Annotated in this window: 19 protein-coding genes and 1 pseudogene; 3 read left to right on the forward strand and 17 right to left on the reverse strand. The window is 50.7% G+C overall.

Annotated features, from left to right (window positions below):
• Positions 1–15 precede the first annotated feature (15 nt).
• The 5 genes from KJS65_RS20165 to KJS65_RS20185 all read right to left on the reverse strand — a co-directional run bounded on the left by KJS65_RS20165 (position 16) and on the right by KJS65_RS20185 (position 5,782).
• Positions 16–891, reverse strand: coding sequence for a diguanylate cyclase domain-containing protein (locus KJS65_RS20165; RefSeq protein WP_213651648.1), 876 nt, complete (start codon positions 889–891; stop codon positions 16–18).
• A 212-nt stretch (positions 892–1,103) separates the two neighbouring features.
• Complete coding sequence (locus tag KJS65_RS20170) at positions 1,104–2,201, reverse strand: glycosyl hydrolase (protein ID WP_213651649.1); 1,098 nt, start codon at positions 2,199–2,201, stop codon at positions 1,104–1,106.
• Positions 2,202–2,432: 231 nt separating this feature from the next.
• A complete protein-coding gene (locus KJS65_RS20175; RefSeq protein WP_213651650.1) occupies positions 2,433–3,713 on the reverse strand; it encodes a hypothetical protein in 1,281 nt (426 codons plus the stop codon).
• A complete protein-coding gene (locus KJS65_RS20180; RefSeq protein ID WP_213651651.1) occupies positions 3,710–4,813 on the reverse strand; it encodes a DUF58 domain-containing protein in 1,104 nt (367 codons plus the stop codon). Before KJS65_RS20180 ends, KJS65_RS20175 begins: the two co-directional genes overlap by 4 nt.
• Positions 4,814–5,782 carry an AAA family ATPase gene (locus tag KJS65_RS20185; protein WP_213651652.1) on the reverse strand — a complete coding sequence of 323 codons (969 nt, stop codon included), beginning with the start codon at positions 5,780–5,782 and terminating at the stop codon, positions 4,814–4,816.
• A gap of 378 nt (positions 5,783–6,160) precedes the next feature.
• On the opposite strand from KJS65_RS20185, the gene KJS65_RS20190 reads away from it, so the two are divergent.
• Entirely contained in the window at positions 6,161–6,529 is a 369-nt protein-coding gene (locus tag KJS65_RS20190; RefSeq protein WP_136607354.1) for a DUF423 domain-containing protein, read from the forward strand.
• Between the two features lie 70 nt (positions 6,530–6,599).
• On the opposite strand, the gene rlmN is transcribed toward KJS65_RS20190, so the two are convergent.
• Complete coding sequence (gene rlmN, locus KJS65_RS20195; protein WP_213651653.1) at positions 6,600–7,697, reverse strand: dual-specificity RNA methyltransferase RlmN; 1,098 nt, start codon at positions 7,695–7,697, stop codon at positions 6,600–6,602.
• Between the two features lie 660 nt (positions 7,698–8,357).
• Between rlmN and KJS65_RS20200 the strand changes: the two genes are divergently transcribed.
• Positions 8,358–9,971, forward strand: a complete 1,614-nt coding sequence (locus KJS65_RS20200; protein ID WP_213651654.1) for a type 2 periplasmic-binding domain-containing protein — start codon at positions 8,358–8,360, stop codon at positions 9,969–9,971.
• A gap of 257 nt (positions 9,972–10,228) precedes the next feature.
• Here the strand turns inward: KJS65_RS20200 and KJS65_RS20205 are convergent, their stop codons facing one another.
• The 5 genes from KJS65_RS20205 to KJS65_RS20225 form a co-directional block, all read right to left on the reverse strand.
• Positions 10,229–10,768 (reverse strand): DinB family protein, encoded by a 540-nt coding sequence (locus KJS65_RS20205; protein WP_213651655.1) that lies wholly within the window; start codon positions 10,766–10,768, stop codon positions 10,229–10,231.
• A 65-nt stretch (positions 10,769–10,833) separates the two neighbouring features.
• Positions 10,834–11,781 carry a helix-turn-helix transcriptional regulator gene (locus tag KJS65_RS20210; RefSeq protein WP_213651656.1) on the reverse strand — a complete coding sequence of 316 codons (948 nt, stop codon included), beginning with the start codon at positions 11,779–11,781 and terminating at the stop codon, positions 10,834–10,836.
• Between the two features lie 70 nt (positions 11,782–11,851).
• The gene (locus KJS65_RS20215) at positions 11,852–12,325 is read right to left on the reverse strand and encodes an SRPBCC domain-containing protein (protein WP_213651657.1); all 474 of its coding nucleotides are present in this window, start codon (positions 12,323–12,325) and stop codon (positions 11,852–11,854) included.
• Between the two features lie 19 nt (positions 12,326–12,344).
• Positions 12,345–12,926 (reverse strand): TetR/AcrR family transcriptional regulator, encoded by a 582-nt coding sequence (locus KJS65_RS20220; RefSeq protein WP_213651658.1) that lies wholly within the window; start codon positions 12,924–12,926, stop codon positions 12,345–12,347.
• A 110-nt stretch (positions 12,927–13,036) separates the two neighbouring features.
• Positions 13,037–14,005, reverse strand: a complete 969-nt coding sequence (locus tag KJS65_RS20225; RefSeq protein WP_213651659.1) for a sigma-70 family RNA polymerase sigma factor — start codon at positions 14,003–14,005, stop codon at positions 13,037–13,039.
• 366 nt (positions 14,006–14,371) lie between these two features.
• On the opposite strand from KJS65_RS20225, the pseudogene KJS65_RS20230 reads away from it, so the two are divergent.
• Positions 14,372–14,557, forward strand: a pseudogene (locus KJS65_RS20230) (KGG domain-containing protein); the annotation flags it as partial.
• 92 nt (positions 14,558–14,649) lie between these two features.
• On the opposite strand, the gene KJS65_RS20235 reads toward KJS65_RS20230, so the two are convergent.
• The 6 genes from KJS65_RS20235 to KJS65_RS20260 all read right to left on the reverse strand — a co-directional run bounded on the left by KJS65_RS20235 (position 14,650) and on the right by KJS65_RS20260 (position 23,449).
• A complete protein-coding gene (locus KJS65_RS20235; RefSeq protein ID WP_213651660.1) occupies positions 14,650–16,065 on the reverse strand; it encodes a hypothetical protein in 1,416 nt (471 codons plus the stop codon).
• A gap of 386 nt (positions 16,066–16,451) precedes the next feature.
• Positions 16,452–17,426 carry an aldo/keto reductase gene (locus KJS65_RS20240; protein ID WP_213651661.1) on the reverse strand — a complete coding sequence of 325 codons (975 nt, stop codon included), beginning with the start codon at positions 17,424–17,426 and terminating at the stop codon, positions 16,452–16,454.
• Between the two features lie 54 nt (positions 17,427–17,480).
• Positions 17,481–18,371, reverse strand: coding sequence for a DMT family transporter (locus tag KJS65_RS20245; RefSeq protein WP_213651662.1), 891 nt, complete (start codon positions 18,369–18,371; stop codon positions 17,481–17,483).
• A 303-nt stretch (positions 18,372–18,674) separates the two neighbouring features.
• Entirely contained in the window at positions 18,675–19,745 is a 1,071-nt protein-coding gene (locus tag KJS65_RS20250; protein ID WP_213651663.1) for a glycosyl hydrolase family 18 protein, read from the reverse strand.
• A 42-nt stretch (positions 19,746–19,787) separates the two neighbouring features.
• Entirely contained in the window at positions 19,788–21,554 is a 1,767-nt protein-coding gene (locus KJS65_RS20255) for a polysaccharide deacetylase family protein (RefSeq protein WP_213651664.1), read from the reverse strand.
• 41 nt (positions 21,555–21,595) lie between these two features.
• The gene (locus KJS65_RS20260; RefSeq protein WP_213651895.1) at positions 21,596–23,449 is read right to left on the reverse strand and encodes a glycosyltransferase family 2 protein; all 1,854 of its coding nucleotides are present in this window, start codon (positions 23,447–23,449) and stop codon (positions 21,596–21,598) included.
• Between the last annotated feature and the right edge of the window lie 44 nt (positions 23,450–23,493).

Consider the following 23,493-nt stretch of genomic DNA (forward strand, 5'->3'; position numbering starts at 1 on the left):
GTTCGTAGGAAAAGATTAAATATATTCTCCAATCAGATCGGTCTCGGTATTACGTTCGAGCGCAGCGATGACCTGATCAATATGTTCATATTTGCTGAACTGCTCCTTCTGGAAGACCAGCGCACCTGCACGTATTACGATTTTCAGCTCATGACCTCTTTTGTCCAGAAAATTCACTGCCATCATCGCATTTTTGATCCGGCTGGTAAGCATCTGCAGGTTCTCCTGCCCCAGCATGGGGCACAGGATGATAAAGCGGCCCTTGCTGATTGAAAATTTATAGTCTTCATAGCGGATCTGCCTTTGAATGATCGCCGACAGCTCGAGCAGCAGGCGGGAGTATAGCTGTGATCCCAGCGACTCTTGTACCAGCGGCAGAAAGTCGATTTTGAACATCGCCACGGAAAAACCGTACCGCTCGGAATAGCGCCTGGCCAGGTTGGACTGCTTCTGCATGGTATCTGCCAGCGCTTCCTTGTTGCCAAGAGTAGTGTCAATATCCACCTGCGGACTGCTCCCTCTCATTTCAATCATCCGTTCCATCCAGCGCTTGCTGCCGATCAGTCCGGATTTAATAAAGGCAGCGATCAGCATATTTGCCGGAATCAGCAGCATCCATGAGAATGTCAGCATGTTTAAAGGAGCGTATGTTGTCAGCCAAACAAAATAGCTCACCAGAAATACGAACACCAGAACCACAGAAATCCCTAAAGGAATGATAAAGCCAAGCAGCAGCGCCGCAAGAGTCGCCATGCTAAACATGAGCTCCAGTGTCGTGTAGGATTGATTGAGGTACATTTTCCAATAAATCAGCAGCTCCTGCACCATGATCAGAGCGATCAAAAGGATGTATCCAAGTTCAAGGCGGCGCGTCGTTGTATTTTTGGTCATCCGAATTCCTCCACTCCCCCGCTTTCTTTCACTGCGGACACCGTTGTCCAGCCAAAATAGATTACCGACTAAAAAAAGGCAACCATTCCGAAGTTAGCTGAACGACATAAGGGTGAATCAACTTATAATGAATTAATACTACAAAAATCGACAATTCCCTTCTGTACTTACTTATTCATTAACGCAAAAGCTTAGGAAATAACCAATTTATTTCATTTTTGCGAATATTTTATCCATTGTTCTACAGCCAGGAGCGGGAGCAGATTATCAAATATATGCGTGTCCCCATCAAAAACATAGCCCCCTGGATACTCTGTATTCCCGTCCCTAAGCGAAAGCATATGCTTGTAGAGCTCCCCTGCCCAGACCTTGTCATTGGCCTCAAGCGCCAATTGTACTGCCAATCCATAAACGGAAGGGGATTCGTACTCGACACTGCTTGCCCGTGTAGCCCTGTCATAACGACCGTACAGCTTATGGCTGCGGCTCCACTCTTTTTTCAAAAAAGATATCAGCGGTTCAGGCTCTCTCCCGATTTCCGCAGCATGGATTCCCACCAGGAATTGATCGATTAAATTTACCGAATCGTCATACGTATATTGCCCGTTATGGACGTTGAAGCTTTTCGGATAAAAAGCCCCGTCATCCGGCATGTTCTCCAGAAGTTGAATATGTTTGCTGTAGAAAGCATGATCAATAAGCTGCGCCTTCTGCATCAACTGCAGGGCATCGCTGTCAATATAAACTAGACTCAGCTCCTGCGCTGATTCGCCTCGGTCAAAGTCATGAAAATCCGTCATGTATCCATTTACCAGTGCAGAAGAAAGCAAGGTTCCCGTCAGCGTCCCTGCCTTCTCACGATCACTTGACATGCCCCAGAGCTGTTCAGCCTTCAACAGCGCTCCGATGACTCGTAGATCATCACCCAGCGCATTCGTATGGATATTGGAGCTGCCGTCCGGCTCCAGCTTCCATGCCAAATAATGCTGCGGAGTCAGGAAATAATGCTCCAGCACCCTAGCGTTTTGACGAAACAGAGTCTTGTCCTTCTTCAGCACGGCATATTGCATCCACAAACCCAGCGATTCCGACAGCGATTCACGACCTGCCGCAATCTCCGGGTTGGTTGAGCTTCCTTCCTGCAGGTATGTCGCAAGCGTGCCATTCGGATTCGTCATATACTTTTGGATGAAGGCCTCTGTCTGAGCTGGCGATTCCTGGGGCATCCCCTCTTTCCAATAGAGCCACATACCCGCCGCAGCCATCAGTATCAGCCCGGTGATGGCCAGTTCCTTTCGGTGCTTATGCATATTTGAATTCCGCCTTTCCTTTGCAGTCCCATAATATATTCAGATAATATAGAATAAACCCGCAGAGGGAACATGAACGATTCTTTAGCTTAGAACCAGGTAAGATCGGACTTGAATTCACAGAAAATATGATGTTGGTTTATCAGCGTATGAAGTCGTCTTTGTGAAAAAAACATAAACCCGCTTGGGATATCCCAAGCGGGTTTATGTTTCATTGATGTGATACCGATATTACTGCTTCGAATTACTGCTTGGCTTGCCATCGGATCCGTAACGGACCTGGTTATATCGATGGATAACCTGACCCACTTCCTGCGCAGGAAGATGAGTATAATCGCCTTTGGCGTTTAATGCAGCGCCATTCTCGGATGGCGTAAGGCTTGGACGGAACTTATAACCCCGCTTAACGGCACTGCGAATCAAGCTTTCGTAAGCACGGCGTGGATCACCATCCTTCACCCCCGCGGCCCCTTCTTTGCGCCGCCTCCACAATCTGCCGGGACGCTTATTCACACGGTCGATTTTCTCCACCTCATCCACGTAATCGCCCTGATCGGTCGGGACGCTCCGCACCTCACGCAGGAGCCGGAGCCGCTGTGCCATCCGGGCGATCCATTCGCGAAATCTTTGCGGGAGCCAGCGGCGTACCAGCCGATACAAGAGCAGCAGCAGAGCCATAGCCACGGCAACTATCAGCAGGATCAAGATGATTTGGCCCATAATGTGCAGCCACTTCGGCGATTGGGAAGGCGGAGGAAGATCCAGCGGTCCTTGCTGCCCCATCTGCGGCTGCTCCGGGGTCATCTGCTGCTCTCCTTGGTCCAAGCCATTAAATATTCCCCTCAACCAATGCCTAAAATAGGCAAAGCCCTCATTCAGTCCGTTCCACAGGCTTAGCAGTGCGATGACCGCGACCGTCAGCCAGGTCATCCAGCGGTTTCTGGACAGAATTCGGCGGAGCAGCATCCGGTCGGTTTGCTGCGCATTGGAAGCTTCGCGTACACGGTCCCCGTTCCACCGCAGCAGGACCGCAAACAACGTAAACAGGCTTAGAAGATAGAGCGAGGTACGGTACGGCTCGATCGCAGGCACTCTGGAAGATACGCCATACACAATCAAGGACGCAGCCAGCCCACCCAGCGGCAAATTCAGCTGGACTAATCTCCACAGCTGCTTGCGGCCGACAATAAGCCCGCGAATGTCCGCTAGCAGAAGGAGCAGTACCGCCAGTATTGCAGCACGAAGCCCGAGCGCCGCCAGCGGCAGCAAAGCAGCAGCCATTAGCAGAGCAGTCGCCAATACTGCCTTCCTGCCTCCCGCCTGTCTGATGCCAATCATCGTACCCAAGGCATGCAGCAGCCACATAACCGGCAGCAGCCACCAAGGCGAAGCCTGCATGGCATAGATCATATACAGCAGTAAATAGGGAAAGACGGCAGCCGTTTCCAGCAGTGAATTCCCCAGCACCGCCAGGCTGCGGCGCAGCCGTATGCCCTTATCGGCTATCATCATGCCCCCGCCTCCTTCATGCCTTCGCTCAGATCAGCAATCGATACTCGGTGCCCCTTCAGCTCAATCAGCCGAACGGCATCCCGGATCGCTGCGGATACATATGGGGTCACCAGAAAATAATCCATTGTTTCATGCGTTTCTAGCTCCGCCTCAATCCGCAGCAGCTCATAAAAAGGCCTCTGAATCTTGAGCTCTACGGCAGCCATGGCCTCCAGCAAATCCTCAAGATGCGGAAGTCCATAATCCGGCGCAAGATATGCCATCCTCGCATCCGTGTCGGGCGACAAAGAGGCGTTGCTCGCAAATCCGGCCGCCATCCCCTGACGAATGAGTGCAGCGGCGCAGGTTGCCGCATAGGATAGCGCCTCTTCAATGATTTCCGGCTTGGTGACAACATTCCACATCTGCTCCGAGACCTCAATATTAAGGAGGATCATGGCCTTCGGGTCTGCAGAGTAGCCATGCTGATGCACTTGCAGTTCTCCGCTTCTGGCACTGGCCTTCCAGTGAATACGGTTCATAGCATCGCCAGGCGCATAACCTCTTACGCCTGTAAACAGAAACGGGTCCTCGACAATCCAGCGGCGCACAGCCAGTTCACCCTGCCAGGTTTTCCAGGAGGAAGGCAGCTCCTCATCCCTCAACAGGGATGGATAGACCACCAGCCGTTTGTTGAGCGTCACTTTCAAGGAAGGCGTGTACATGGCGAACAAATCGCTTCCGGTCATGGTTGCCGTATCCATGCGGAAGATGCCACGGCCCCGGCACTGGATCTGATGCGTCCGGGTGATCCGCGTCCGTGCGGGAAGCGAGAAAAAGCTCGTATGATTCTGATAAATCTGGCCCTCGCTGATCCAGGTCTCCTTGCTCCGCTTGAAGCCCAGGGATGCCGGGAGCATCGCCTCCAGCCGCAGCCAGGGGATAGGCACACGCCGCTTATTCTCGATGACCTCCACCATTTCAATCCGATCACCTGCGTAGCAGGTTCGGGTACTGAAATGGCGGTCATAATCCAGCTTGCCAAGCGCGCTCCTGCCTAAAATGAGTCCCTGCAGCACCATGACAAGTCCACAGGCAAGAAATAGCCACAGCACTGCCATTTATTTCACGCCACTTTCAAGTTCCTTTTCACTCGGAACCGGGATGCTGTCCATGATTCCCGTCAAAATGCGCTCCGCATGGCCATTTCCTGCCTCATGGCGTTTCCGCAGCACCAGCCGGTGCGTCCATACCGGGAGAAGCAGCTCCTTGATATCATCAGGCAGCACATAGCTTCTTCCATGCAGTGCCGCATATGCCTGGACAGCGCGGAGCAGTGCCTGCGTGCCGCGCGGGCTGATTCCAAGCATCGTTTCGTCATGATTCCGGGTGGCTTCGGCCAATGCAACGATATAGCCCATCAGATCATCCGTAATCTGCACCTGTCCGCATAGCTTCTGCGCTTCCAGCACCTCTTCAGCGGTTGCCGTCTGTCCTGCTTCCTCGGCCCGCAAACTGCCTGCGGCCGCAGTCCGTTTCAGAATCTCTACCCCTTCAGATGCTGAAGGATACCCCAGCTTCATCCGGATCAGAAACCGGTCCATCTGCGCTTCAGGCAGCGGGAATGTTCCTTGGTTGTCCACCGGATTCTGCGTGGCCATGACCATAAATGGGCTTGCAAGCGGCATCGTCTTCCCCTCAATGCTGATCTGCCGCTCCTCCATACATTCGAGGAGACTCGACTGTGTGCGTGGTGTGGCACGGTTAATCTCATCGGCCAATACAATACGCGCAAACAGCGGTCCCGGGCGGAAATGAAATTCCCCGTCTTTTTGATTAAAAAAATGGATGCCGGTCAGATCCGATGGCAGCAAATCCGGAGTGAACTGAATTCTCTGAAAGCTCAAACTGAGCGATGCCGCCAAGCTTTTAGCAAGCAAGGTCTTGCCTGTTCCCGGAACATCCTCCAGCAGCACATGCCCGGAGGCGAGAAGCGCCGTCAAGAGCAGATCCACTTCATGCTCCTTGCCTACAATTACGTTTGCAATGTTTTGCTTTAACTTCTGCGCCAGCTGTTGAACGCTCTCCATACCTCTTCCCCGCCTTCCCCTTGCCCCCATTTCGATGTGCTCATGATGCCATTAAAACGCTTGCAAAAAATGGAGCAAGTCTCCTGTTTTTTTAAAATCCTTGCAGACATTTTATTTGAATGATTATGTATTCGAATCAATTTCATCATACCTTAAACCGCTTCAATCAAGGCTATATATAGATCCAAACGGTTTTATTGGTCTATGTATAGTTTCAATTTGATCGTTTTAGTGAGATATGAAATTGATTCATTCCCATTTCCTTACCTATCTCATTTTAGCAAATTTTCCTTGGTAAATGGAAAAGAGATGAATATTCCGCTGCCATTGACGCCGAGGCCCTGCCATCGGTAATATGGGCGTAAGAGGTGATTTGACTTGAAAACCATGCTTATACTCGGCGGTATCATGCTGTTCCTCGCGGTGGCGCTTGGTGCCTTTGGCGCTCATGCCCTGAAGGAGCGGCTGAACGAAAGCCAATTAAAAACATACCAGACCGGCATTCAGTATCATTTGGCCCATGGACTCGGCCTGGTACTGATCGGACTCTATGCAGGCATGACAGACCATGCATCACTCGTGATTCTGGCGGGCTGGTTCATTGCGGCAGGCATCCTACTCTTCTCCGGCAGCCTGTATGCCCTGAGTCTGACCGGCATACGGAAGCTGGGTGCCATTACACCGCTTGGCGGCGTAGCCTTTTTGGCAGGCTGGGTCATGTTTATTATTGCTGCAGCACAAGGGTAACCCTGGGAGGCTGGAAATTAAAAAGAGCGCATTCCCTACTATAGGGAGATGCGCTTTTTTTATTGACTCTTTATTGATTTACGGCATGACTTGTCTTCGCATTCCGTCCGCGTTCACTCTGAATTTGTTTGCTTCGCAGCTGTCCGCAAGCCGCGTCAATATCCGTACCATGCTCCAGACGTACACTACAGCTGATATTTTGCTTTTTCAGCGTATCGTAGAATGCGGTAATCGTTTCCTGGGAGCTCCGCTGATACTGGCTATGCTCGTCAACCGGATTATAAGGAATCAAATTCACGTTGGCCAGGTTTCTCCGGCTGCCTACCAGCTCCGCAAGCTCCAGCGCATGCTCCGGCTGGTCATTGACATCCTTCAGCAGAATATATTCCAGCGTAATCCGGCGGTTACTCTTCTCCAGGTAATAATCGATGGCCTCCATCAGCGGCTCAATGGGATATGCCCGGTTAATCTTCATAATCCGCGTGCGAATTTCATTATTCGGGGCATGCAAGGAAATCGCCAGATTGGTGCCTAGGTCGCTGTCTGCGAACTCACGGATTTTCGGCGCAAGACCACTGGTGGATACGGTGATATGCCGCGGTCCAATCGCCAGCCCCTTATGATCCCGGATAACCCGGATGAAGCTGGACATATGCTCGAAATTATCGAATGGTTCTCCGATACCCATGACGACAATATGGCTGACCCGCTCGTCTTTGTTCATCTGGTCCAAATGCAGCTGCACTTTCATGACCTGCTCCACAATCTCTCCGCTGGTCAAATCCCTGCTTTTGCTCAGCAGTCCGCTGGCGCAGAAGCTGCATCCGATATTACATCCCACCTGAGTCGTCACACATACGGAAAGACCAAACTTATGGCGCATCAGTACCGTTTCGATCAGGTTGCCGTCCTGAAGACGGAACAAGAACTTGATCGTGCCATCTGCAGACTCCTGCTTGGTGTGCTCCTCCAGCGTCTGAATAGCAAAATGCTCGCCCAGCAAAGCCTCGCACTCCGGCTTCACATCCGGCATTGCGGAGAATTCGGTTACACGCTTGCGGTACAGCCCATCCCATACCTGCAGCGCCCTTGATTTTTTATGCCCGTGCTCAGCCAGCCATGCGGCCAACTGGTCGAGAGTTAATCCATAAATGGATGGTTTGTTCATTGCTGCTTTCCTCTTTTCAAAAACCTAAAATTCAGTCCCTCTCTACTTTACCAGAAAAGAACCGGCAATCTGTCATTATTGTCCCAAAATTTTATTGTTAAAACAAGGGGAGACAGGCAGGATTTGAGCCGGGGACAAATGCTGCAGGCATCTTGCCTATTTTCCGCACTACGCACAACTGTCCTGTATCAAGGGCCTCCCCATTATATAATGATCCAAAAAGAGGATATCCCGTAAAGGGTATAGATATGAAAAATGCCTGTTATAGATTCCATGTTATAAACCATGAGCATCACAGAATTATGCATTTGGTTCATACTTTCGGGTTTTCGTAGCCGGATATCTCTATTATCCGAAAGCATATTTGACATACTATTTATATCCTACGGCATGGGATAGAGGCCAAGAAAACGCTGCTATATCAGGCAATTCCGCACTCCTATTTAACATATCAAAAATGACATATTTACGTTAAGGCATCGTGTCTCTACACTTTTTGTAAACGCTAACATTTATTCGGGCTCAGCAGCTGACATCCTAAGGCTTTCTACAACAGAGCTCCCGCGTAGGCGAAGAATTTAGGCTTTAGCTCATTTCAAAGGGGGGAAAGTCTCATTCACGCTAAAGTCGGCTCACAACGATAACAGGAGGAATCATCTGATGAGAAAATACTTAAAACCGTGGGCAATGATCCTATGCGTGTCCATGTTCGCCTCACTCTTGGCGGCATGCGGTTCCAGTTCCAAAGATGCCAGCGACGGCGGACAAGCGTCCAAAACGGCGGAAAACGTACTTAAAGAAGGCTTCCCGATCGTTGAAAAACCGATTACACTGTCTGTGTTCGCGCCTGATGTAGGCAGTGCGAAATGGGATACGATGCAGGTATTCAAAGATATGGAGAAACGCTCGAACATCAAGCTGACCTTCCAGACGGTTCCCGTGGACAGTTTCGAAACGAAGAAGAATCTGATCTTTGCGAGCGGCGATCTACCGGATATTTTCTATGCAGCCAGCCTGACCCCAGCCGAACAGGTAACCTACGGCAGCCAGGGCACGCTCATTCCACTGGAAAAGCTGATTGACGAGTATGCGCCTAATATCAAAAAACTGTTAGATGAGAATCCGGAGGTCAGAAAGTCCATCACGACTCCGGACGGACATATTTACGCCCTGCCTTATGTTGATAAGGGCGCGGTATGGTATAAGAGCCCGCTTTACTATAATGGAAGTTTCCTTAAAAAGCTGGGCGTAACCAAGCTCCCGGAAACGCCGGATGAGCTGTATGACTACCTGAAACGGGTGAAGACCGAGGATCCGAACGGCAACGGCAAGGCGGATGAAATCCCGCTGACATCGACCAAGCTGAAGGATATTCGCGTGCAGATGCTCGGATTCTGGGGTATTTATGATGAGGTGTATTATGCCGACAAGCAGGGGAAAGTGCATTATACCCCGCAGGAGGAAGGATACAAAGAATATCTTACCTTCCTCAACCGGCTGTGGACGGATAATTTGCTCGATCATGAAACCTTCTCCCAAACCGATGAACAGAAAAAGGCCAAGGGGAAAAGCAATCAGGTAGCCCTGTTTAACGACTGGCTTCCGTATTTTATGCTGGGCGGGGAACCGAATACCGCCAATCCAGTCATGGCGCCGCTGAAAACTGGCTTCCCGGATTCGCCGGTTGCCGCAAAGTCCTCTGGCATTTCCAAGAACGGCACCTTCGCGATCTCCGGCACGAATCCTGCACCGGAAGCAACGATGCGCTGGGTCGATTACCAATATGACTATGAAGGATCCACTTTGTTCAATCAAGGGCCGGAAAATCTGCTTTGGAAATATAAGGACAAAGAAAATCATGTGAAAGAATGGCTGCCTGTTCCGGACGGAGGCGACCGTGAGAACTATCGCGGCAAGATTACCCCGAACTATGGAATCACGACGCCTGGCGTCAGCCTGCCGGAAGTGTCGAAGGGCTTGAGAAGCGATATTGACGAATGGGCCGAAAAGGAAAACCAGGAGAAGATCATTCCTTATGCCAAGGTGCCGTATCCGAATGTGTTCCTGACAGAAGCGGAACAATCCGAGGTTACATCGCTGCTCTCCGATCTGAACAATTATGTTGAACAGATGGAAGCTAAATTTGTTACGGGTCAGGAACCGATGTCAGGCTGGGATAAATACAAAGCCCAGGTGAAGAAGATGGGCAGCGACCGGATCGTCGAGATCTATCAGGCTGCATATGACCGCTGGGATCAACAAGGGAGCAAATAATAAGCCCCTAATTCATGAATGTGTCCAAAGATGAATGAGGGCAAGTCTCTTGTAAGATAGCAAAATTCACCTCTTCCCGATTCATGGGCTGACAAGGATTACAAAGAAACCGTTCCTTTAGAAATAGTAGTGGACCTACGTTTCTAAGAACGGTTTCTTTCGTATTGTATAGGGTTAAGCGGGACTAGGCGTCGTGGATGAAGACATACCGGAAAAGCAGCATTGGCTGTCCGCTGGTGTTTCTTTTCGGGTTGTCGTTACAGCGACAACTCCGCCAAAAAGCTCTCTATACGCTCCTTCTGGCGCAGATGATGACGGTAATGCATTTCAACCAGCATAAACCATTCGGCTGCATTCAAAGCGCCAAAGCCCGGATGGATAAGCTTGTTCTGTTTGGGAGCGGCCTCCACCACCTGTCCGGCTTTCTTCATCTCGGCTACAACGCTAAGAAGCCCTTCTCGGATCTGCTCCTTACTGTCAGGCTGGCTGGGTGTATATGCCGGGGATGGCGGAACGTGAATCCTTATCGGTGGAAATTCATTGTTCATGTATGCGGCCTCCCCTCTCTCGGATTTCTTTCCTTCCGTTAGCACATCCTCAGCTGAAGAGGCGCAGGCGCGGACGTTCCGTAAATGCAAATACAAGGAAGCGTTAATCAAGTGCATGTACATTTGTCCGAGCGACCATTCATCCTCGCCCGGTTTTCGAGTTAAATCCTCCATGCTGAAGCGCTCCAGCTCTTTCAGGTAATACTGTGTTAAGCCTTCAAGCTTCTGTATCGTTTCTTGCGTATTCATCTCCAAATCACTCCTTGAACTTGATCTTGAGATAAATATACAAAAACGCTACTGACAGCATTATGTCAGTAGCGTTTCAGAAGCTTTTCGGCTTCTTCAATGACCCGTGTGCGCAAGGACTCCGGCTCTTGAACTCTTATGCCGGATCCCCAACTGAGCACCCAGGACAGGATTTCTTCGATCTGCCGGACACGAAGCTTGATCCGTAGTCCTCCGGAATGCTCTTCCAAAGCATCGATATAGTAGTTATCCGACTCTCTAATCCGGTCCGCGATGCTGATATCAGCAAGAAGGATGATCTCAAGTCCGCGATCATCCGGCGGCTTATAATCCTCAAACTGAAATTCGGGAGGAAGCTCATACTCCACTTCAAGCTGCTCCAGCTCCGTCATCCGGGATAATCGAAAATGACGTATATCCTGCCGAAGCTCGCAGGCCGCAACCAGCATCCATGCCCCCTGTACATGAACAAGTCCATAAGGTGCCGCTACGCGAATACTTTCCCTTTTCCCATCCGGCCCCGACCGAGTTTTAACATACCGGAAGCCTACCTTTCGCCGCTCAAGCAAGGCTCGCCGCAATATCTCCAAGTTCATCCGCTCGTTCCGGCTGCTGGCTGATTCCCGGGCCGACAGCAGCCGCATGGTCCCTCGCACCTGCTCGGCTTCAATCCGTACCCGCTCTGGGAGTACAGTCTCGATTTTCGTCCGTGCTGACTCTGCATGGATTCCGTAATTCGGCTCCAATTTCTTTTGCACAAATTCCGCTCCCAGCAGCAGTGTCACTGCCTCGCTGGCCGTAAAGCTGACCGGGGGCAGAAAGTACCCCTCCATCAGGGAATAGCCTTGGCCGGGGGCGCCCACAATTGGGACATTGGCTTCACTTAGCGCCTGCATATCCCGGTATATGGTGCGCACGCTGGTCTCAAACTGGGCGGCTAGCTCCTCGGCCCTTACTACTTTTCTGCCCTGCAGTTGAAGCACAATTGCTAATAAGCGGTCCGTCCGGTTCATCTGATCATCACTCCTCTAGCTGTAGACGCTTCTTTTCCTATTGATGCTGTGTATCATCATATTTCTCCTCTTATCTTCCCGGATTGTTATTGTCAGCCAGCTCTCTAAGTCTGTCCTGCACCTGTTCCCAGTACTCCTTCATTGTCTCTCTCGCATGCATATCTTCCAGCTTCTCTTGATGGATGCTAATAGTTGCCTTTCCCTGTGATGCCGGTAAAACACGGATTTGCAGCGTGGATGGATGTTTCCAGCCGATACGCTGCCATCTCATCCGCAGCTGCTCCATAGGCTTCACCACACGAAGCTCCCCCGTAATACCATTGGTGGCAGCAAATGACTGCCCCGGTTCCAGCACCAGGCTATCGATTTCACCTATCCACAGCTTCAGCCCTTCCGGAGAAATAAGCAGCGACCAGGCCTCCTGAGTGGATATGGTAAGTGTCCTCCTTACTCCAATTTGAAAGCCCGCAGCAGCAGACAGGCCAACCGGCTTTGCTGTATGTATTATCTCGGAAGTCTTGTTTTCACCATGCGATTGATTCATTAGAAACTCCGCCTCCTGATTAGGGCGTTAGCGCCCTGACAAATAAATCCACGCTGCTCTCCTTAAATTCCTGCATCGTGATGCTCGTTATGGCCTCCGCTTGATGCAGATGGGTCATGAAAGCCCCATAGTTCATCCACATAAAGGTCATGGCCTGTGCTTCCGCATTCGTGGCAATCATTTTACCCTGCTCCTGCATCGCTGTAAAATAATCCATCAGCATTTCCTTGAGCTGCCGCGGATGCTTTTGGGCTTTATGCATCACATCCGATAATTCGGCATCCTTCAGTACAATTAGAATCATCTTCCGGTTCTGGTTCATGATCTCATGATAACGATCCGCGAGAAGATACAAATCAGCCCGCAAATCCCAAACCAGCTTCTCCTGAAATACCTGAATCATATCCTCGGTATCATGAAAGCGGTCCACCGCTGCTTCAAGCAGTGAGCGCTTTGTCCCAAAGTGGCGGAAAAGCGTCATCTCACTCAAGCCGGCAGCAGCGGCAATTTCCTTGGTCGACACGCCGTTGTAGCCCTTTTTTGCCATTAAATCAATTGCTGCCACCAGCAACCTGTCTTTATTATTCAGCTTTTGGTTCATCTATGCTCCATCCTCTTGTTCTCACCAGTTGTTAGTGCGCACTAACAGCGTGATATTAGCATGTTACTCAAAATTTGTCAATATATGGATTTAATGAGATCATAATGGACTTAGCTTCCTGAATGCTCTTGAACGACGCCCCACATATTCCCGTTTGGATCCATAAATTTAAGCACCCAGCCGAAATCCTCATTTTTGTAATGCGTAATTACGGCGCCGTTCTTTGCCAGGGAATCATGCATGGCGTGCACATCATCCGTGGCATACAAAAGCACCGGCATCGTTCCTCCATCGACTGTGAAATTCGCAGAGGTATCATCCGCAGTCTGCCACAGCATCAAAAGCGGTCCAGTTGGCAGCTCTAGAAATGCGCATTTTCCATAATTCTCTCTCAGCGCAAATCCTAAATTTTGATTGTACCAGGCAATGGATTCCTCCATGTTTTTGACCGGAATTTGCATATGGAAAAGGGATTTAAGCCTTGAGGTCACCTCTTTCTCAAACTTCTGCTCCTCCAGCCGGTTGTCTTCCAAAAAGTCATGGACCATATCATACAACTCCTCTTTTAATTTTTGCCGCGCTCTCCGCAAACGGCTCTCTACCGCACTCACCTTCAGATCCAGCATCTGAGCGATCTCCCTGGCGCTATAGCCTCCGATGTGATGCATTACAGTTACAATGCGGTATTTTTCATCCAGCTCATGCAGCGCCTCACGTACCGCCGTTCTTGTGGAACGAACCTGGTAATCCTCCTCGAGGGACTGTAGTGACGGGAGTCCCCTTGCACACTCAAGAGGCTGAACCGGGTTCGGCTCTCCCCGCAGCTTATCCAGGCACACACGCCGTGCAATGGCGATAACCCAGGAAGAAAACTTATGAGGATCCCGTAGGCGCTCCAGCTTGTACCAGGCTTTAATCAGCGTCTCCTGCGCCACATCCTGTGCCAAATGAAAATCTCCCAGTATGCCATAAGCCGCGCCGTAGATCGCATTTGAATACAGCTTCACCAGCTCCCCAAACGCTTCCTGATCTCCACAACGCGCCTTTTCCACCCTTAAACGGTCCGCATTGCCATCCACTGTATCAGCTCCTCTGCTATATAGACGTAAATGGCATACAGTTCCAGTCATCCACCTTATAGATTTCTATGGATATGTATTTGTGAAATACCGTCCAACTCCTTTTATTGATGCGAAAACTATTTTTAGCGTCAATCTGCAAATTGCCCCTTTCCTCCTTTTCCGATTGCATTCTGACCAGATGGGTAATAGTAGGCGACGGGGGTGGATCGAACTTATTACGGTGTCTCCATAACTGGACTTCCAGCATTTTCAATATCAAAAAAACGAAAGTTTTTGTTTGATCCACACCGGTTGAGGTTATATAAATAACGTAGCAATAACATAGATTATTGCAAAAATACAAAATAAAGGGAGAGATTAATCATGGCAGACAAAATGTCCAGAGAAGAAGCAGGTCGTAAAGGCGGAGAAGCAACAGCACGTAATCATGACAAAGAATTCTATCAGGAAATCGGCGAAAAAGGCGGAGAAGCCACTTCCAAAAACCATGACAAGGATTTTTACCGCGAGAACGGTAAAAAAGGCGGAGAAGCCCGAGGTAACAATAACTAAGTATGAGACTATGCCTTCATAAACTAGAATAAAAAGCACGATTTCAATAGGTATTGAAATCGTGCTTTTTTCTGTGGAGATTTGAAAATTCAGATCAAAAACATGGCCACAATCGTTGTAACCGAAAGCCCGATGAGCACCGGCTTCAGATTGCGACGCGCCAGCTCGAACGGACTGACCCCGCAAATGGCAGCCGCCGGAATGAGAGCCCATGGAATGAGCGTGCCTCCCCCGACCCAAATCGCAGCAATTTGCCCGAGCGCCGTTAATGTCGCCGCCCCCGTATGTGTGGCAGCCGCAAACAACTGAGCAATAGAACCTGCAAGCGAAATGCCGGAGAATCCGGAGCCGTCCAGGCCTGTAATGGCACCTGTGATGGTCGAAGTCACTGCCCCGACCGCACCGTTCAGCGGTACACTGCCCGCCAGCGCCACCCCCAGGTCGTTCACGATTCCATGCGATGCCTCAGGTAATACTTTGCCGAACAGATCTGTAAACGCCGCATCGCCAAGATAGAAGAAGGCTGCGATTGGAATTACCGGGCCAAAAATTTTAAAGCCGAACACAAAGCCATCGATCAGATATGTCGTTATTTTCTCCAGGCCCTGATTTTTGTGGGCGAGTAAAGAAATGACAATCAGGATGAGCACCGCTGTGCCGCCAACAAGTGCAGTTGCATCTCCGCCCTGGAGCTTCAGCACGAACATGGCCACTACATCCGCAAGAAAAAGCAGTAGTATGGCAAGCGCCAGCCCTTTTTTCACTTTGGATGGCAATATGACATTCTGTTCATCTTCCCCTCCATTTGCGGCGAGGACGTTCCCTGTGCTTTTGACCGTAACCAGACCGTCTCTCCAGGTTCCGTTCTTCATATCTTTACGCATCATCCAGAAAGCGATTACAGTTGTAACGAGTCCCATGACGATAACCAACGGCACGCTCGCTTCCATAACGCTTGTGACCGGAAGCCCTGCCGCATCAGCCGTCAGCTTGGGAGCCCCCTGGATAATATAATCACCGGATAGTGCGATACCGTGGCCAAACAGGTTCATTGCCACCGCAGCCCCCAACGCGGGCAATCCGACCCGGATGGCAACCGGAAGCAGTACGGCACCGATCAATGCGACAGCCGGCGAAGGCCAGAAAAACCAGGATGTGACCATCATGATAATGCCGATACCCCAGAAGGCCAGTGCCGGTGTACGCAGAAAGCGCGTGAGCGGCGCGACCATGGCCTCGTTGATGCCTGTGCGAATAAGCACGCGGCTCATCGCTACAATGATGGATATAATCATGATCGTGCCCATCAGCTCTTTTGTGGCATAAATAAAAGAGTTAAAGACACCCGATATCGATCCGCTGACCGTACCCGTTGCCAAAATACCCAGCGCTAAAATCCCTGCTACGCAGATCATTGTCGTATCCCGCCGCTTGATCAGCAGTGCCATGATAAACACAATGAACGCCAGATACACATAATGAATTGCCGTTAAATGAATGACCATCTCTTGCTCACATCCTTCCCCAGCTGCAAAGTGGTGCTATATGCTATGCAGGGGCCTGGGCATGGGTTCATGACTAGATGTGTCTCTTCGGATTGGCTCGGCTGCTTGTAGAAGTACCTGAACCCTAGAACCTAGTCATGGTGTCACTCCGCATGCAAATCATCCCTCTAATCGCTGTTGTCCCCGAAATATCTTTAATTGTATTTTAGCGGCTAATTTCGGGGACAAAGGCGACCACTTCGTTTTTTTGGATCGATTTGCCCGCTCCGCTGCTTCGAAGTTTTCTTTAAGAGCGACTTGATCTTTACGAAAAAAAGCCACTCCGAAGAGTGGTTTTTGTGTATATATCAGGGCACATGGCTGCGTGAGATATGCTTTAAAAAGAACTAAGTCAATCGATATGCCGCGAAGGGTTTGCCGTATCGGAACGACTCACTGATCTCATCAAGCTTGCTCAGGGCCTCCTCACCCGGGTTCAGCTCTACGCTTTTCAGGTTCTCATCCAGCTGCTCCGTGCGGGTTGCACCTACGATAACGGTTGAAACTACAGGCTGCTCCATCAGCCATGCCAGCGACAGCGTGCTTGGCGTGCATCCGCTCTCTTCGGCGATCCGGCTTACCTCTTCCCCAAGTGTCAGCGTCCGGTCATTAATGAACCGGCTGAAGCTGGGGTCCGTCTGTGCACGCGACTTCAAAGGCGCCTGGTCCGCGAAGCTGTATTTACCTGTGAGAATACCGCCTGCCAGAGGGAAATATGGAATAATTCCCACGCCTTGATCCAGGCACACAGGCACCAATTCTTGTTCCGGTGTGCGGTCAGCAAGCGAATAGCTTGTCTGAGTGGACACATATCGGTTCAGTCCTTTAGCCTCGCTATAGCCCAGCGCTTTCATCAGTTCCCATGCGGCATAGTTGGAAGCCCCGATATAACGCACTTTGCCGGCGCGCACCATATCGTCCAATGTGCGGAGCGTTTCGTCCAGCGGTGTATTCGGGTCAAAGGTGTGGATCTGGTACAGGTCCACATAATCCGTCTTCAGCCGTGTAAGACTTCGGTCCAGCTCCTGCATCAAATGATACCGCGATGATCCGCGGGAATTGGGACCCTCTCCGTTAACCAGCCCGGCCTTGGTTGCCAACACGACCTCATGTCTTCTGCCAACCAGAGCCTCACCAATAATCCGTTCGGACTCTGAACCCGCATAAATATTGGCTGTATCGAAGAAATTGATACCCTGATCCATCGCATGGTGTATGATCCGGGTAGATGTGTCCTGATCTGCCCGTTTACCGAAAGCATTCGTGCCAAGGCCCAGAATAGACACTTCCAGACCGCTGTTTCCTAGTCGGCGATATTTCATAATAACCACTCCTTTGACTCATATTAATGGCTTTAACTGTTCCGATTCCCTGATCTATGCCGGTTGATCCCGCCCGGAATCCGTCTGTACTCCCGCCCCCTGTCTCCGGCTCTTCCCGTTTACCAGCCAGATGCCCATGAGCACAAGCAGAATACCTGCCACCGTAATCACACTGAGGCTTTCATTCAAAAACAGAACGCCAGAAACCACACCAATGACAGGAACCAGCAGCAATGAAATGGAAGCCCTGCTTGCTTCCACCTTGGACAGGATGTAAGACCACATCACGAAAGCGAGCGCCGAGCCGACAATCCCCGAAAAGAGCACATACACCGCAGGCATAACGCCCCAATGGCTTTCCCCATGCTCAAAAGTAACCGAGTACAGCAATAGTCCAGCCGCCCCGGTTATCATCTGCCAGGTTGTGAACTGAAGCATATCGCAGTGCCCCAGCTTACGCTTAACCAACAGATTGGCAATAGCCCACGAAAGTCCCGAGGATACGGCCAGCAGCAGGGCTGGCGTGCTCCCGCTCCAATGCGCATCCATGGCGACAAACAGCCCGATGATGCCAATCACAATGCCCAGCAGCTTCCGCAGACGGAGCTGTTCGCCCGGAAGCCAGAAATGCGCCATCAGAGTCAGCCACAACGGCATGCTGTAGGTAAGCACCGACGTAAGTCCCGCACTCAAATCCTCCAGTGATAATTGAATCGCCAGGTTAAAATACATCGTTTGCAAAATACCGCAAAGAATATACCACTTCAAATCACGCATGCGGGGAAGCGGTACCCTCCGGACCATACACACGGCAATCAGCACCAAGGCCCCAAGGGCAAATCGGTATCCCGCAAACAGTACCGGCGGAAACACCCCGTTCGCCAGCTTCATAAATACCCAGTTAAAGCCCCAGATCAGGCAAAGCAAACCAATCAATACATTCATTTTAACCACACCCCGGATGTCTGAAAAATACGTAGAAATGAAGCCTCTACAGGCTTCTTAATAACCGATGCCGTTGTTTTAGTGAATATACGTTTCCAGTGTGAATTTGTCAATAAAGGGAATCGTTGAATCGAGGAACAGGAATCTGCGTCTCGATCGCCCGTTTTCCTTATCATTAGCCGCGCCGTCCTCCGCAAGAGAGCCCGGGGGAAACGCCAGCACTAACTCGTCGTACTTCCATTTAACATCTATTAAGTTCAGTAACAGCAAAAATCCCCCGTTAAAGGGGGATTTTATGTTTTGCTATTTACCTTCACTCCAGCTCTTCAGCTTCGCGAGTGAATTCTCGCTCAGCTCACCCAGCCGCCAGATTGCCACTTTGCCATAACCGTCACGGCGCAGCGTATCCAGCCATCCGGTCAGCGTAGAATCATCCGCATACCACACGATATGCTTCTCTCCCTTGTCATCCACATACTCAAAGTGAAGGCTGCCGCTTGCCGGATCCCGCTCCGGCGGAGTAGCCGCTCGCCGGGTTAATTCCACTGCCCGTTTTTCAGTAACAGCTGTCACCTTCCCCTGACCGCTCCAGTCAAATCCGCCAACTGCAATCGCAATGACATTGTCTCCAGGAAGATGGTTCATCCGGCGTGCCAGCTTGTCGAGAAAGATGTAATCCGCCTTCGGTCCAGGATCACTATGCGTTCCGTACAGATTATAAGCCATCATGACATATTCGGGCCCGCCCGGCAGATCCAGCTGTTCGATCGGTGCCCGTGACTCGAGGACGATCCGCAGCGACTTGCCCTGCTCATGCAGTCTTTTGTACAGCTCGCTGTAAAATGCCTTGACCTGCTGCCAGTCACTGTCCTTGATCTTTTCGTAATCGATCTCTACGCCCTGTACCCCGTACTTCGAAGCCAGATCCATTATATCTCCGATATGCTGGCTGCGGGCAGCTTCGGATTCGACCAGGCGCGACACCAGATCCGGGTCCTTCTGCACCTCGGTTCCATCCTGGAGATAGCGGTCGTTCACCAGTGTCAAATAGACCTTATCCGAGGAAGCATCCTTCGCGGACTGCAGCATCTCCGGCAGCCCTTTTTTCAATTCATCCGTCATATACAAGTGATCCGCTTCGTCAAAATACACAGCAAAAAGCTGCAAACTGCCAAAACCGCTTGCGATCTGCCGGAAGTCCTCAAGCCCCGATTTCCACTGCCAGTCTACCACCCAGGAAGATAGTTCCTTCTGAACCGCCACCACTGGCCGTTTCTCATCCAGATTAAACTGTTCCTTGACCCCCATATAAATGGCGGTGATCGCTGTAATCATCGTAATGGATAAGGCAACCAGCCATTGTTTTGTCAGCATTCGTTTAGACACCTTTCACACTTCCCTTCACTTCCGGATTCCTCAGAAGGTATCGATCGCCCAGTCGATGGAAGCATTCATTATGTTTTGAATTTTAACGGCAATGCCCTTCAGCCCGGTAGAACGGCTGTTGAACAGCAGCTCCTTGCTTCCGTCCGTTCTCTTCAGGGCTTCAATTTTCAGGCTTTCAAATACACCGTCGTATATATCGTCCTTGGTATTTTGCTTATTGTATTCCGCACCCAATGCAGCTCCGCCTGACGCTATCGACCCGTCGAGAGGCTGATTCACCAGAAGCGGCTTGCCGTCCACGTTCACATCCAGAGTACTGCCCTGTACATTCACATCCAGCTTACGATTCTGCTCGATATTGACCGGATACTCATCCTCTGAAGTGTTCAGTCCCGAAGTTGCAACCTGCTGCGGGTACACCCCCGCCTTGTCTAAAGCCAGATCCGTTGATTGCCACTGCACCGTATCCAGCTTGCGCTTCTGCAGGATCTCCACTGCTTGTCCGGCCTTCTTCTGCTCAACGCGAAGCTCGTTATTGTCCAGCACGACACGAACATAGGACTGCTTCTTTTCATCATCACGGACATACACCATCTGTTTACCTACCACATTGCCGGTAAGCTTGACGCTGAGCCGGAGATCCGGACTTCGATCGCTGTCCTTCAGTGCGATTCTGCCTTCTTTTCCTGGAGGAGAGGTCAGGGCGATCTTATTCTCCATATATTCGGCAGCCCCGCTAATCGTTTGCCACCGGGCCGCGCGTTTCCCGTCACCTTGAATATACTTCATTGGCTGCCCGGTATCTTTTTCAACCTTCATCAGCAGATGATTGGTAAACCAGTAGGGCTCCGGCTGCACCCGGGTCAGATCGTACAGACTCTTTTTGCTATCGTTATACATATTGCCATCCCGGTTAAAATGCATGCTAAACAGCTTGCGGATATTCTCGTCATTGGCTTCAGCAACCAACCGGTTCATACTCCCATACAACGTATTGGCATGCATGATCATATACACCTTAGGCACAAAACCCAGCTTATCCGTGTAAATGGTCTGCATTTTCTGATAATCATCCGTTATGCGGGCGTCCATCTGGTCGCGGTCCTCAAGCGGAATCATATTCTCATCGCGAACAAAATCCATAAGATAATGATTATAGTAGGCCATGTTCCCTTTGCTGCGCATCTCATTCTCGGTTTTCTGCCCGAGATAACGGCCGTCCTTATCAAAAATATTAATATAAGACAAACGGTAACCGTTCGTACCCAGCTCCCAATAGCCGCTTTTCATCATCTTCAGCATTTCTTTAGGCTGGACGAACTTACCGTCACTGTTTCCCATTTTATTCGCATAGGAAAGGAAGGTCGCCTTGAAATTATACTTCTCCAGCAGCGGCTGGGCGAACAAGGCGGAATCATTGCGTCCATCCTCAAAAGAAAGAAACAATGCCTTATCCGGCAGCGGCTTGCCCTTTTCATAAAAATCAAGGACATCCTGCTGCGATATCGTCCGGTAGCCCTGGGTATACAGAGTATTCAGCTGCTGCTCCAGCTGCCTTTTGGCAACCAGCTTCGGTGTCCCCTCACGGTCCACACCAAAATAGGACAAGGCGATAAAGCCGTTATGGTTCGTCCATGTCTCCTGGGCAGGCTCCTCATAATGCCTGGTATACCAAATGGTCTGGACCAGCAGAATGGCCGCGGTCATTAACATGGCCAGCTGTATTATGGTTTTGATCCGTTTTCGGCGATTTTTACGCTGGTAATTCAGGACGGTTTTCCGTGTTTTTTTGTTCATTTCGGATAACCTCATTCTATAGTTTCGGTCTGGCGCAGGAGTTAGAACGGAAGATCAATTTTCCGATCCCTGTGCTTGTGCTTCTTTCGCTGCTTTCTCGCTTTTTTGCGGTTGCGGGCTTCAATGTCCTGTGGCGTCTCGCGTGTTCCCCAGGTGGATTTCCAGAAGGTCACCCATGCGACAGGCATCTGCCACAGCAGCACCAGCTCGTAAAAGACACAGAACACCAGGCCAAACACCCACAGCCTGCTCTTACGGAACAGCAGATGCGCCAAACTCATGAGCATAGCCATCATCAGCAGCCCCATCAGAAACGTCGTCGGAAAAATATGATGCACTGCCGGCACATAGACGAGATTGTAGAGCACGATGACGGGAGCCGCGATGGGTACGATCAGCCCGATATAAAAGAATAACGCCATAAAGGGCTCCTTGCGCCAAATGAATCCCCCGGCCCGCAGCGACTCGCGCAGCCAGGAACGCTTCCACCGCATCTGCTGCTTCAGAAACACACCCATATCTGACGGAACAATCGTAGAACAGATCGCTCGGTCCTGATATCCGGTTCGGTGCGTCTTCAGAATATAGTTTGTCATGCTGCGGTCATCACCGAAGGTAGCCGGCTGTCCGAGAAATTTCTGATTCAGCCAGGCTTCGGAATGCTGGATGATCAGTTCCTTCCGGTAGCAGGAAAGCGGCCCAGAAAGGCAGGTCACGCTGTCAAACCACGATTCAGCAGCCTTCATGATCCGAAAAGCAATATAGTATCTGACGGTTTGCAGTTTGGTTACGGAGTTCGTGTACTTATTCTCTACATCTGTCCGGCCGGCCACACCGCCCATTTGCGGATCCTGAAAAGGCTGCACCAGATTTTTGATGGCCTGGGGGTCGAGAAAGCTGTCCGAATCCACAAACACGACCAGTTCATGCTTCGCCATCTTCACGCCTTCAACGAGTGCAACCCTTTTGCCTCCATTTTCCGGCAGAACATGCAGACGCAGGCGCTCCTTGGTCCGGTAGCGGTCAGCCTCGCGGTGAACCAGATCGATCGTCTTCTGGATCCTTTCCACCGAGCGGTCTGTCGAACGGTCATCGACCACGATCACCTCCAGCTTGTCCACCGGGTAATCCTGATTCATGCAGCTTAGAACCGTACGATGAATCCACTCCTCTTCATTAAAGCAGGGGATAATGATCGATACGCCGGGCGTGTAGTCCGGATTAACCGGAACATCACGGTACAGCGCCCCGAAGAAATAACGTGTCAGCAGAAACGCCGCCGCAATCAGGCTGTATAAGTACAAAAGCAAATTATATTTAAAATAGATAATGCTTTCCGCGCGCAGCAGCATGATAAACAAAACCGAGACAAACAGCAGAGCGCTTGCCGTATACACGGAGTAGCCCCAACGCTTTTTTTGAAAATAGACGGTCAGCGGCTTCTCAAATTCAAACGCTGCCATCTGCTCTACGTGACCCTCTACCTCGAGTGTGAATAAACGGATCGTTACCGCATCCGTCTTCACGGCTGATTCGAAGCCCTCCGGCATCGTGCCCGGTGGAATATGGAACCGGATTTGCACCGATTCTCCGGGACTTAGGCGTGACCTCGAATCATCCAGACGAATCAGGATGCCCGTGGAGGATATATCCACGGCATGTCCTTTCATCATTCTTTTCTTGCGTTGTCCCTTTGTTGCGATGCGCACCTCAAAATCGGCTTCATACCGCAAACTCAGAAGGCGGAGCTTTGATATCAAGTCGGGGTCCTGCTCCGCTTTCTCTTCCATTTCCTTCATACCCCGGCGGTCCGGGGTAGTCCGAATATGCTCCGGATCAGGAACATCCGGTAAAATGCGTCTGTCCGCACGCGGAGAGGTCAGCACCTCTTTCATGTTTTTCTTATTTCTTCCAAGCACCGGCGCTCTTCTCCAATCTA

Source organism: Paenibacillus sp. J23TS9, from assembly GCF_018403225.1.
Taxonomy (GTDB): domain Bacteria; phylum Bacillota; class Bacilli; order Paenibacillales; family Paenibacillaceae; genus Paenibacillus_AQ.